The organism is Thiohalobacter thiocyanaticus (genome assembly GCF_002356355.1).
GTDB lineage: Bacteria > Pseudomonadota > Gammaproteobacteria > Thiohalobacterales > Thiohalobacteraceae > Thiohalobacter > Thiohalobacter thiocyanaticus_A.
On the sequence record NZ_AP018052.1, the window covers coordinates 653,196 to 665,430 of the forward strand.

11 protein-coding genes and 1 riboswitch are annotated in these 12,235 nt (G+C 57.4%); of the genes, 9 read left to right on the forward strand and 2 right to left on the reverse strand.

What is annotated here, in order from left to right:
- Nucleotides 1–133: 133 nt before the first annotated feature.
- Nucleotides 134–2,431, reverse strand: a complete 2,298-nt coding sequence (locus tag CFK21_RS03040; protein ID WP_096364658.1) for a TonB-dependent receptor plug domain-containing protein — start codon at nt 2,429–2,431, stop codon at nt 134–136.
- Between the two features lie 550 nt (nt 2,432–2,981).
- A riboswitch (TPP riboswitch) is annotated at nt 2,982–3,075 on the forward strand.
- Between the two features lie 75 nt (nt 3,076–3,150).
- Here CFK21_RS03040 and thiC point away from each other — a divergent pair.
- The 9 genes from thiC to CFK21_RS03080 all read left to right on the forward strand — a co-directional run bounded on the left by thiC (nt 3,151) and on the right by CFK21_RS03080 (nt 11,420).
- Entirely contained in the window at nt 3,151–5,040 is a 1,890-nt protein-coding gene (gene thiC, locus CFK21_RS03045; RefSeq protein ID WP_096364660.1) for a phosphomethylpyrimidine synthase ThiC, read from the forward strand.
- Between the two features lie 256 nt (nt 5,041–5,296).
- Nucleotides 5,297–5,557 (forward strand): DUF2442 domain-containing protein, encoded by a 261-nt coding sequence (locus tag CFK21_RS03050; protein ID WP_096364662.1) that lies wholly within the window; start codon nt 5,297–5,299, stop codon nt 5,555–5,557.
- Between the two features lie 349 nt (nt 5,558–5,906).
- Nucleotides 5,907–6,515, forward strand: coding sequence for a hypothetical protein (locus CFK21_RS15100; RefSeq protein ID WP_157745274.1), 609 nt, complete (start codon nt 5,907–5,909; stop codon nt 6,513–6,515).
- Between the two features lie 3 nt (nt 6,516–6,518).
- A complete protein-coding gene (locus CFK21_RS03055; RefSeq protein ID WP_157745275.1) occupies nt 6,519–7,520 on the forward strand; it encodes an AAA family ATPase in 1,002 nt (333 codons plus the stop codon).
- Nucleotides 7,521–8,318 (forward strand): RelA/SpoT domain-containing protein, encoded by a 798-nt coding sequence (locus CFK21_RS03060; protein ID WP_096364666.1) that lies wholly within the window; start codon nt 7,521–7,523, stop codon nt 8,316–8,318. It abuts the gene before it with no gap.
- A gap of 285 nt (nt 8,319–8,603) precedes the next feature.
- Nucleotides 8,604–9,299 carry a transposase gene (locus tag CFK21_RS03065; RefSeq protein WP_096364668.1) on the forward strand — a complete coding sequence of 232 codons (696 nt, stop codon included), beginning with the start codon at nt 8,604–8,606 and terminating at the stop codon, nt 9,297–9,299.
- Nucleotides 9,300–9,762: 463 nt separating this feature from the next.
- A complete protein-coding gene (locus CFK21_RS03070) occupies nt 9,763–10,176 on the forward strand; it encodes a GreA/GreB family elongation factor (protein ID WP_096364670.1) in 414 nt (137 codons plus the stop codon).
- Between the two features lie 69 nt (nt 10,177–10,245).
- Nucleotides 10,246–10,776 (forward strand): hypothetical protein, encoded by a 531-nt coding sequence (locus CFK21_RS03075; RefSeq protein WP_157745276.1) that lies wholly within the window; start codon nt 10,246–10,248, stop codon nt 10,774–10,776.
- A 281-nt stretch (nt 10,777–11,057) separates the two neighbouring features.
- Nucleotides 11,058–11,420 (forward strand): GreA/GreB family elongation factor, encoded by a 363-nt coding sequence (locus CFK21_RS03080; protein ID WP_157745278.1) that lies wholly within the window; start codon nt 11,058–11,060, stop codon nt 11,418–11,420.
- A gap of 57 nt (nt 11,421–11,477) precedes the next feature.
- On the opposite strand, the gene CFK21_RS15105 is transcribed toward CFK21_RS03080, so the two are convergent.
- Nucleotides 11,478–11,912, reverse strand: a complete 435-nt coding sequence (locus CFK21_RS15105) for a hypothetical protein (RefSeq protein WP_157745280.1) — start codon at nt 11,910–11,912, stop codon at nt 11,478–11,480.
- Nucleotides 11,913–12,235: the final 323 nt, after the last annotated feature.

Sequence of the window (12,235 nt, forward strand, 5' to 3'; positions counted from 1 at the left end):
CGGTTGGAGATTGCCGCGTCACTTCGCGCCCATAGAACCCCTTCGGGGTTCATTATGGGTACCCCACCCTCCGGGTCTGGGCATCGCAATGACGGGTATGACCGGCATGGTCAGGTGGGCGCCTGGACCGGGCTCAGAACCTGAAGTTGAGCGAAGTGTAGATGCTGCGTCCCGGACCCGGCACCGTAATCCCCCAGGGCACGCCGGCGGCGGGCATGGTCTTGCCCTGGCCGAGGTAGGCGCCGCTCAGCGGATGCTGGTAGAAGCGGTCGAAGACGTTCTCCACGCCGGCCTCGATGCGCAGCTGCTTCCAGGTGTAGCTGGTACGCAGATGCAGCAGGCCGTAACCGCTGGTCTTGACCTCGTTGCGGGTATCCGAGACGTCCGATTTGGCATCGACCACCTCCACCTCAGCGGTATTGCGCCAGGCGCCGAGGTTCTGCGTCACGGCCAGCTTCAGGTTCAGCGGCATGATGTTGTACAGGTTGTCGTCGGTGTCCTGGTTCTCGCCGCGCACATAGCTGAGTACGCCGTCGATATGGAAGTCGCCCAGCCGGGTGTCCTCCGCCAGCGGCGCGTGGGCGGAGACGTCGATGCCATACAGGCGAGCGTCCTCGTTGACGAACTGCAGGTAGACGAAATCGTTCGTCACCGCCAGGTTGGCGTCGGTGCAGGCGGTGCCCATCATGTCCCGGGTGGTGGCCGAGGAGCAGCGCGCGGCATCGATATAGTCCTCGACGTAGGTCACGTAGGGCGTGATCTGCACCCCCCAGCGCTGCTCGCTCGGATCATGCCAGTCGAAGGTGGCGCTCAGGGTGTGCGCCACTTCGGGATCGAGTTCGAGGTTGCCGACATAGCCGTTGCCGTCGCCGGCCAGGTTGACCATGCGCATCGCCATGCCGTGGGTGGACCAGGCATAGCGCTCATACAGGTTGGGCGAGCGGGTCTTGCGGGCGTAGCCGAATTCAACGCTCAGGGTGTCCTTCGGCGTGAAGCGGGCCAGGGCGGTCAGATCCAGGTTGTCGTCGCTGCGGCTGCGGTCGGCGGCATTGAAGTCGGCCGCGTCCTGCGGCGAGAACATGGGGTTGTAGCCCTGCACCTCACCGGTATCCATGGCGACGCGCTCGTAGCGCAGGCCGAACTGGGTCAGCCACTGCTCGCTCCAGCGCGCCTCCCATTCGCCGAAGGCCGCCAGCCGGTCGCGTTCGCCGTCGTTGATGTTCCAGAAGGTGTTGGGGAACATCATCTTGCCGGAGGGATCCCACCAGTCGTCCAGACGGTACTGCTGGACCTCGGCGCCGACGCGCAGCAGGTCGCGGCCATTGAGCGGGATGTCGCCCTTGACCACCAGGCCGCGGTTGTCGCCCTCGGTCTCCATCGGCATGCCGGCTGCGCAGCCGTTCATGCCGCCCTGGATGGTGCAGGGCACGCCGTCGGGGATGGAGCCGTCGTTGGCGCCGTACCAGAACAGCCTGTCCTCGCCGAAGCCCATTTCGTGATCGGTCTGTTCGCGATAGGCGTTCGCCTCCAGTTTGCCCCAGTTGTACTGGCCCTCGTAGCGCAGATTGAACCGGATGCTCTCGTTGGAGGTCATGTCCATGCGCTGGTTGGGGAAGCCCTGTTCGGGGATGTCCTGCGTGGCCACTGTGAGTTCGGCCAGGTGGTTGTCGCGCCGCAGCGCCAGGGCCAGCGACTGGTTGGTGGTTTCATAATAGGTGGAGCCGACCTCGTCGCCGTCCAGGAAGCCGCGGCCGGCCGCAGCCGGGCCCGCCGGTTTGAAATCGTCGCCGGCCTCGTAGTTGTTGGCCTTGGCGGTGGAGCCGGTGTAGGTGAGGCTGGCATTCTCGCTGGCCAGGGTGGCGGCGAGATTGGCGCCGCGGGCGTCGCCGTTGCTGCGATAGAAGGTCCCGATCTCGCCCGTGGTCAGCAGGCCCTCGCCGGGCACGGCAAACACCGGGTCGGCCGATTCCACCACAATGGTGCCGCCGATGCTGTCGCCGCCGAGGCTGACCGGGGTCAGTCCGGCGAACACCGTGGCGGTGGCGATCCGGGTGGGATCGATATAGGACAGCGGCGGGTTCATGTGGTTGCCGCAGGCGGAGACCAGGTCCATGCCGTCGACCTTGATGCGCACGCGGTCATCGGTCAGGCCGTGGATGGACGGCAGGCTGGAGACGCCGCCGGCCCCCTGCAGCTCGACGCCGGGGGTCTGCTTCAGCAGGCGGGCCGTATCGCTGCTGGCCGCCGGCAGGGAGCGCAGGCGCTGCGAGTCGACGGTGGAGTGATTCAGGGTCGAGGCCTTCGGGAACTCGGGGGCTTCCTTGACGATGTCGATGACAAGAGGGTCGTGCTCGGCCAGCGCGATGCCGGGGAGGGCCAGCGCCAGGCTGATCTGGCAGGCAAGTGAGGAAGCTGTGAATTTCTTCTGCATCTGGGTGTCTCCGCAAAGGTGTCAAGGCACCATCAATTTCAGACAGTCCGCCGGTGCGGCGTGCTGGACACACGTGCCGGACCGACGGTGGTCAAGGTGGCTGCTTTATCTGTGTGCGACGGTTGAATCCGGCGGATCCCGCATCATCCCCGCGCCGACATCGGCTGCAACTCTCTCAGCAACAGAGCGGCAATATACATGCCAGCGGTGGAATATCAGCAATCGCGCGGAATCGGTGTTTCATCCGGACGGTTCGCCCTGTTCCAGTGTTTCGTTATGGAATACGTCTGCGTATCATCGCAGCCGGATTGGGATCAGGCTGGCAGCCGCAGGCTCTTGCCACTGACGGACGAATCCCGACACCGGTTACAAATGCCGTGCCACCTGGAAGATGGCTGTATTTCAAGGGGTTTGTCAGGCCGCAGCCCGCTGCGAGTCGGGTATTTGCCCACTGAGTGCGGCAAATGCCCCAGCCGCGGAGCGGGTCGGAAAGCACGCCTGCCATGTGGGTGGTCTGCTTGCAAATCCCCCGGCCCTCCGCTACCTTCACCCTTTCGGCTAGGGGTGCCCCGCGCGGGGCTGAGACAGACCCTTTGAACCTGACCCGGCTCGTACCGGCGTAGGGAAAGCCAGCGCAGTCCTGCTTCTCCCCCGATTCTCCGTCCCCGCGCCTCCCCCGCCGCCCGTTTACACGCACAACAGCCAGCGAGGCAGCAACCATGAGCGCCATCCCGGAAGATTTCGTCAGGAAGACGGCCCGCCTGTCCGAGGAAGTGACCCGGCCGTTTCCCAGCTCCACCAAGCTCTACATCCAGGGCTCGCGCCCGGATATCCGGGTGCCGCTGCGCCAGATCGAGCAGACCCCGACGCTGACCTCCGGCACCCCCGAGGAGAATCCGCCCATCCCGGTCTACGACACCTCCGGCCCCTACACCGACCCGGCCGCGAAGATCGACCTGCTCAAGGGCCTGCCCGCCCTGCGCGAGGCCTGGATCCTGGAGCGCGACGATACCGAGCAGCTCGACGGCCCCAGCTCCGAGTTCGGCCGCGCGCGCCAGGCCGACCCCGAGCTGGCGCATCTGCGCTTCGAGCACATCCACCGCCCGCGCCGCGCCAAACCCGGCAGGAACGTCACCCAGATGCACTATGCCCGGCAGGGCATCATCACTCCGGAGATGGAATACATCGCCCTGCGCGAGAACTGCCGGCTGCAGGAACTGCGCGAGGACCCGCGCTATTCCAAGCTGCTGCGCCAGCACCCCGGCGAGTCCTGGGGCGCCAGCATCCCCGAGGAGGTCACCCCCGAGTTCGTGCGCAGCGAGGTGGCTGCCGGCCGCGCCATCATCCCGGCCAACATCAACCACCCCGAGCTGGAGCCGATGATCATCGGCCGCAACTTCCGGGTGAAGATCAACACCAACATCGGCAACTCCGCCGTGACTTCCTCCATCGAGGAAGAGGTGGAGAAGATGGTGTGGTCCGCCCGCTGGGGCGGCGACACCCTGATGGACCTGTCCACCGGCAAGAACATCCACGAGACCCGCGAGTGGATCCTGCGCAACGCCCCCATGCCCATCGGCACCGTGCCCATCTACCAGGCGCTGGAGAAGGTCGACGGCAAGGCCGAGGAACTGACCTGGGAGATGTTCCGCGACACCCTGATCGAACAGGCCGAGCAGGGCGTGGACTACTTCACCATCCACGCCGGCGTGCGCCTGGCCTATGTGCCGCTGACCGCCGACCGCGTCACCGGCATCGTCTCCCGCGGCGGCTCCATCATGGCCAAGTGGTGCCTGGCGCATCACCGCGAGTCCTTCCTGTACACGCACTTCGACGAGATCTGCGAGATCATGCAGGCCTACGACGTCTCCTTCAGCCTGGGCGACGGCCTGCGCCCCGGCTGCATCGCCGACGCCAACGACCGCGCCCAGTTCGCCGAACTGGAAACCCTGGGCGAGCTGACGAAGAAGGCCTGGGAGCACGACTGCCAGGTCATGATCGAGGGCCCCGGCCATGTGCCGCTGCACAAGGTCAAGGAGAACGTGGACAAGGAACTCGAGGACTGCTTCGAGGCCCCCTTCTACACCCTGGGCCCGCTGGTCACCGACATCGCCCCAGCCTACGACCACATCACCTCCGGCATCGGCGCCGCCAACATCGGCTGGTACGGCACCGCCATGCTCTGCTATGTCACCCCCAAGGAGCACTTAGGATTACCTAACAAGCAGGACGTCCGCGACGGCATCATCACCTACAAGATCGCCGCCCACGGCGCGGATCTCGCCAAGGGCTTCCCCGGCGCTCAGCTGCAGGACAACGCGCTAAGCAAGGCCCGGTTCGAATTCCGCTGGGAGGACCAGTTCAACCTCAGCCTCGACCCCGAGCGCGCCCGCGAATACCACGACCAGACCATGCCCAAGGAGGCGCACAAGGTGGCGCACTTCTGCTCCATGTGCGGGCCGAACTTCTGCTCCATGAAGATCACCCAGGACGTGCGTGACTACGCCGCCAAGCAGGGGATCTCGGAGGATGAGGCGCTGGAGAAGGGGTTGGAGGAGAAGGCGATGGAGTTCAGGAAGCAGGGTGCCGAGATCTACAAAAAGGCCTGACCGCTTAACCGCCAGACCGTCCCATCCCCGTCATTCCCGCGAAGGCGGGAATCCAGATACCGCCGCGGTCACTGGATCCCGGTTTTCGCCGGGATGACGATGGCGGGTATGATAACCACAATCTATGCAGTGATTGGGTATACTCCGGAGACGGATAAAAGAAATTCTGGCTCAGCTGAAACCCCGCTGGCCAGAAATCACAAATTCTCCGCCCAGCAGATCAAGGAAATACAGGCCATCATCGAGGACAGGCGCCATGTCATCCAGGCCGCTTGGAACCAACACTTCGGGCGTTGAAGTCACCAATGTCTCACCGCACGGCTTCTGGCTGCTGGTGGAAGGCCGTGAGCTGTATCTTCCCTTCGGGCAGTTCCCCTGGTTTCGTGATGCCAGCATCGCCGCGCTCGGCAGAATCGAGCAGCCAAAACGCAATCACTTCCACTGGCCGGAACTGGATGTGGATCTGACGTTGGAGATGATTGAGTCGCCAGAGAAGTATCCGAATGTGTCTGGGTGAAGATTTACTATTTTATGAAAATGAGTGCGACCACTTTTCCTGCCCCTGTGTCAAGAAATTGGGCTGGTAGAGAAGGCGGCGGAGTATATACTCCAAGTAACTGAAATATATTAAAAATATCACACATGTTGCGACACGCGTGTGAGTGAGTTAACTAGCCGCCACATAGAGCTCAAATAGTGTGTGATATAAACACCATAGCTCTAGGGTTCATGCTCTGCCTCAATATTAGCTGTATACGATACCAATTATTTTGTCTAATACCGTATAAATTTCCTAGTACACGCTTGTACTTACAAGCCATTGAATTATAATTGGTAGCATAGTTTTATAAAACCGAGGCAAAAAGATGGAACACGACGAACGAGATGGCGAGGTTCCCGCTAACTATCAAGACGAGGCGGTGACATTAAGCAAGTTAATAGATGCTTTGCATAGCGTCTCGCCTGATGCTAGGGAGCGTCTGATTAAAACCCTAGTAACCTTTTTTGATATTCAGTTCAGCATACCTTCCAGCAGCAAGTCATTCATTGGCTCGGATACAGTGAAGTCTCAAAATGAAGGGTCGCCTTCATTTTCTGAAGACAGATCCATGTCACCAAAGGAGTTTTTGCTTGAAAAGCAGCCTCGGACCGATGTTGAGCGGGTAGCATGCCTAGCATATTACTTGACGCATTATAGAGATACTCCGCACTTTAAGACGATAGATATAAGTAAGTTAAATACAGAAGCAGCGCAACGAAAATTCGCAAATGCAGCGAAAGCAGTTGGTAATGCGGTTAGAAGTGAATATCTGGTTCCTTCCACTAAAGGACAAAGACAACTCGGAGCGGTTGGGGAGGTTTTTGTGCAGGCGCTACCGAACCGTGAGGAGGCTAAATCTGCGGTGACACAGTTGAGGCCTAAGCGAAAACGATTATCAAAGAAAACAAAGTCCAACAACAAAGGGGCCGAGTAAATCGTGCAAGAGCGTCACTCTGCCAAGAGGCTGGCAATTTATAATCACAAGGGCGGGGTAGGTAAAACTACATTAACCGTTAACATCGCGTTTGCTCTAGCGTCTCGCGGTAAGAGGGTATTGCTGGTCGATACAGATCCACAATGCAATCTTACATCATATCTTGTTTCAGATGAGGTTGTAGATGATTTGCTTGACCATTCTGATGGTCAGGAGGGCGCAACTGTATGGTCTGCAGTTAAACCGATCGCAGAAGCAGAAGGCGATATAAAACAGATAAAGGCCATTGAGAGGCCTGGTGATATATTCTTATTGCCTGGTGATATTCGGTTATCTGAATTTGAATCGGAGCTAACGTCTTTTTGGTCTGACTGTACTCTTCGTAAGGCAAAAGGTTTTAGAGGAACTACTGCAATTAGTCGCCTCGTTAATGATGCGGCAGAAGCAGTCGGTGCTGACTATGTATTTTATGATTCGGGGCCAAATATTGGTCCACTGAATCGTGTAATCCTATTAGATTGTGAGTACTTCATTATCCCTGCCGCCTGCGACTTGTTTTCTCTGAGAGCGCTAAAAACGCTTGGAGCTTCACTGTTTGGTTGGATTACAGATTGGTCGAGAATTGCGAATCTTGCACCTGAAGATACATATCTACTTCCTGGGCGCCCTAAACTTCTAGGTTATATACCTCAAGGGTTTCGTACTTATGGAGGGCGGCCATCGCGAGAGCATGCATATTTTATGTCACGACTTGAAAAGGATGTTCAAAGTGAAGTGGTGGCGGTGCTACGTCAAATTGATAAATCATTGGCGCCAGGGAGTATGGCTGACCGAAAACTAGGTGAAGTGAAAGATTATGGCGTGTTGATTTCGGGTTCGCAAAGGGATGGTGCTGCCGTATTTGATGGGCAAGGTGGTACAGACGAGCAAAGGAGCCAAGCACGAAATGCATTTGGTAAAATTGCCAATAAAATTATGGCAAGAATAAAAGAAATTGAAAAATAAATGCCTAAAGAAAACTTTACAAGAAAAGAATGCAGGCTGATTGAGTCTTTGCTCGAGGAATTTGATAGAAATTATCGAGAGCTATCAACGTTCCAAAGGCAAGTGCTTACGGCGCTTGAGGAAGATGATCTTTTGGCTAAGCATGTCCATTCAATTAAATCTAGAATTAAAAATCGCGATCATTTACGAGATAAATTGGAACGGAAACTTCGGAACTCAAAAGAAGAAGGGTGTAGTCTCGAAATATCAGATGAAAACCTCCTTACAAAAATAAATGATTTGGTAGGCATTCGAATATTGCATTTGTATACAGCGCAGCTTGCGGAATTAAATCCGGCGATTTTGAGGATATTTGATGAACAGCAATATCGTCTGATAGAAGGGCCATTTGCGCGTACATGGGATGATGAATCTAGAGAGTTCTTTCGTGATCATAATATTGAGGCGCAACAAAGTGACACGCTATATACTAGTGTTCACTATGTTATTGAGTCTGCGTCACGAAAGAAAATGACATGTGAGATTCAGGTGCGTACTCTTAGTGAAGAGGTGTGGGGTGAAGTTGATCACCAGCTGAATTATCCGCATCAAACAGACAGCTTAGCCTGTAGTGAGCAGCTGAAGGTTTTGGCTAGGCTTACGTCAAGTGTTTCGAGGTTGGTAGATTCGATCTTCCGGACGGAAAATGATCATCGTTTGAAAATGACGTATAGTCAGAAAGACCGGATTACTAAAGCAAAGTCGGGAGTGAGTAAAAAGAAAAGAACGAGGAAAAAAGCAGTAACTAAAAAAATATAATGTGAAGGTTTAAGGGGTCAGTATGAGGGGCCCCTGTTTTCGCGCGTTTTTCGGGACAGACCCTGTTTTTCGCTTCTAGACTATCAACGGCCTCTAAAGCGGAGTCGAATCCGAATCAATCCGAATCCGACGAATCCGGGAATCCGGGGACAGTATGCCTATTAAATTAAAGGGCAAATTAAAGGGGTCGGTGACAACTGAGTATCATTTTCAGTAATATCTGTTCTTGACTCGTCAGCCACGGATTGGCGGCGGAAGAATCAAATCGATTGCAAAGGAACTGCAATGCCCAGAAAACCCCGCATGTACCTGGCGGGTGTCCCGGCGCATGTCATACAGCGCGGCAATAATCGGGATGCCTGCTTTTTTCGCGACGATGACTATCGCTTCTACCGACAGTGCCTGGCTGATGCCTGCGGCCGCTATGAAGTCGCGGTTCACGCCTATGTCCTGATGACAAACCATAGCCATCTTCTGATGACGCCAGGGCGGGAGGACGGCATCTCGCGTGTAATGCAGTCGGTTGGCCGGCGCTATGTGCAATACGTCAATAGAACGTACCGTCGCACTGGAACTCTATGGGAAAGTCGGCACAAGGCCAGCCTGGTGGAAGCGGAGCGCTATCTGCTCGCCTGTTATCGATACATTGAACTCAATCCCGTACGGGCGAACATGGTGATGCATCCCGCGGATTACCCATGGTCGAGTTTTCGTGCGCATGCCTATGGCGAGTCGGATCCATTGGTCTCCGAGCATCCGTTATTAAAGGCACTTGGCGCTGATAGCGAAGCTCAAGCCGCTGCATACCGGGAACTCTTTCGTTACGAGCTTGCCCCCGGGCTGGTGCACGAAATCCGTAAATCGGCACGTTTTTCTGCTCCCCTGGGAAACGACAGATTCAGGAATCAGATCGAGAGGTTGCTGGGACGGTCCGTGGGTCACGCGGTGAGAGGGCGGCCCGTGAAGCGGCGATCGGAATGATTCTCAGTTGTCACCGACCCCTTTTTGGGCTGTGAGAGGGCGGCCCGTGAAGCGGCGATCGGAATGATTCTCAGTTGTCACCGACCCCTTTTTGGGCTGGCTGGCCTTTCCTGGTGGAACTGTTATGCTGGAGATGATTCGCGCCGGACCGTCCGCGTGCCGGCGCCTGTTCCAGGGGATCCGTCCATGTCGCATTACAATCTGCATATTTGTGGCGTATCGGCTCAGATCATCCCGACGCTGCTAATTCCGGCAGCGATCATAACGGGGGCGCGCTTCACCACGCCGCTCTGATCCGGAGCGCGTTCCCCGCGCTCCGGCTACCTTACCGACCATCTCCAGATTTCGTGTTCTGCCTGACAGGCGGCGCGTTGCGTTCGCGTGCGTCCGTCACGAGCCGCGGACGGTTGTGCATGCGCCGAGTCGGAGGCAGGCAACGTATACACATACAGAGGAATGACCGATGAATCCGCATATTGCGCATCTGACGCGTCACGACGTCCGTCGCCTGATGCGCCTGATCGACAACATGGCACCAGGCAGTCGGGACGCCGAACACCTGGATCGCCTGATCGACAAGCTGCAGGCCGGTGAAGAGTTGCAACCGGGTGTAGTGCCCAGGGACCTGGTCACCATGCACAGTGTAGCGCTCCTGTTCGATATGGACAGCAACCGGAGGATGGAGTGCACCCTGGTCCTTCCCGGCGACGCCGACGCCTCGGCCGGCTGCATATCGGTGCTCGCCCCGTTGGGGACGGCGCTGTTCGGCGCCCGTGTGGGTGATCTCATCGAGGTGGATCTGCCCTCCGGCATGCGGCATTGGCGGGTGGAATCGTTGCTGTACCAGCCCGAGGCGGCCGGTGATTTCGATCTGTAGCGCGGCACGCGAGGCCATGCGCGCCTGCATGGTTCGCACTCCATGCGACCTGACCGAGGGAGATATCACATGTCCGTCCATGTGCTCGAACAACTCGTCCGCAAGCGCGGACTCGACATCCAGACGAGCTTCGCCGCCGAAGCGGCGAAGCAACTCGGCCCAGGCCCGGCCGTCGTGCCCGAGACGTCAGCTCGCGGTCTGCGCCTCCTGGCCGAAACCGAGCGGCAGCTCGCCGAGACCGTGGCGACACTGAGGCGGCGCTATCCTGATATGCTCGATGTCGGTGAACTCCGGGTCCGTTACCGCGACGACCCGGAACCGGCAGAACCCATCATGTGTGTGGTGATCGATGCGCGGCACTCGTATCTGGCACTGCTGCGCGCGAATCTGCTGCAACGACGCGCAGTGCTGCGTGACTGCGAGGTCCGCGACGGGGCTGCGGCACCCGGCCGCGTTCTTCTGTGTGCCCTTGTGCCTTTGAGCGAGTTGCTGGGTTACGATGTCGAGCTTGCCTTCCTGTGCGGCGGCGATGCTTCGCTCGATATGCGTTTCAGCCACTATGCACCGTTGCACGGCGGCGGGCCGGATGGCGCAGCCTGACGCGTGGACGCACCCGTGTACGTAGTGTCGATGCTTAGTTCGAAATTTGCTTTATTTATCTGCCCGGGCTATGGTTCGGAGCGGTTATCTTGTAGACATTTGCGACGTTACAAAGCAAACATGCACGCACGTGTTTTAATCCATAGAGCCTGTTCTCCCACCTTTCTCATTTGAGCCAGGCGCCTGATGGCGCCTGGCTTGTTCACCTGTTCCATTCTTTCTTTATGCCTGCCAGTGCTTTTGGAGGGCTGATGTCGACTGTCAAGCGATTGAGGTCGTTTATGTCCAATTATCTGAGGAAAATCGAGCAGTATTGCATGCTCAGCAGCGTCAATCTCTTTCTGAGTCCGGTCGTGCTGAACAACGTGCTTGTTGAACTGGAAAGACTACAGGGTGTGGGCACTGGCGAGATGGATGTATGCAGCATCTCAAGGATCGGCTCTCAGGTGCGGCTGGTCGATCTCCATGACGGCGCAGTGATGGTCGTCAAACTCGTGTTGCCGGAAAAGAGTAATCCGCAGCATGGCCTGTTGTCCGTTCTGTCGCCGCTGGGTTCGGCCATGCTCGGCAAAAAGGCGGGCGATACGGTCGAGGTCTCGTCGTTCGGCTATCGCCATTCATACGTGGTGCGTGACGTGTCGTAGCGGTCTGTGCTGGTGTCTTCTGACCGTTCAATAGAGGAGGAATCGAACATTGAACTATCAATCCTGCCGCCAGGTAACGCTGAATTTCGAATCGCCGATGAGGGTTGCACGGAAGGCGGCGCGTGACGACTCTCGGGCTTGTGCGAGTGAGTGACATGAGCAAGGAAAACCGGAAGAAACCACCCCAAAAGACGTTGAAGGAGAAGAAGGCGGAAAAACGCGAAAAACGACGGCAACAGTCAAAGGACTGACGTCAGGCGGGCGCTTCAGGCGCCCGCTTATTTGTTGGGCGCTTCCCCGGCTGACCAGGGATCGCAGAAAGACGCGGAAACGGATAATAGAGGGAAGTAAAGTGGTCGGTGACAACTGAAAATCAGCTTCAGGAATATTTCCATGCTCGTCACGGACTGGCGGCGGAATAATCAAATCGATTGGAACGAAACTGCAATGCCCGGAAAGCTCCCCATATGCCTGGCGGGCGTCGCAGCTCACGCCTATGTCCTGATGACCAGCCACAGCCATTTTCTGAGGACGCCAGGGCGTGAGCAGGAACCGGATCGAGTGCGTGCTGGGACGGGCCGTGGGTCACCCGGAGACAGGTCGCCCCGTGAGTGGACGATCCGAATGATTCTCGGTTGTCACCGACCCCTTTACGTCACCTTTACGTCACTTTATGCCCTTTATCTGCTCACTTGACATCGATACACTGAACTCAATCCGGTCCGGGCTGGTATGGTGCTGCATCCGGCGGATTATCCATGGTCGGATCATTTGGGGTCAGGATCATTTGGGGTCGGAGTAAAAACTCCTTGCGT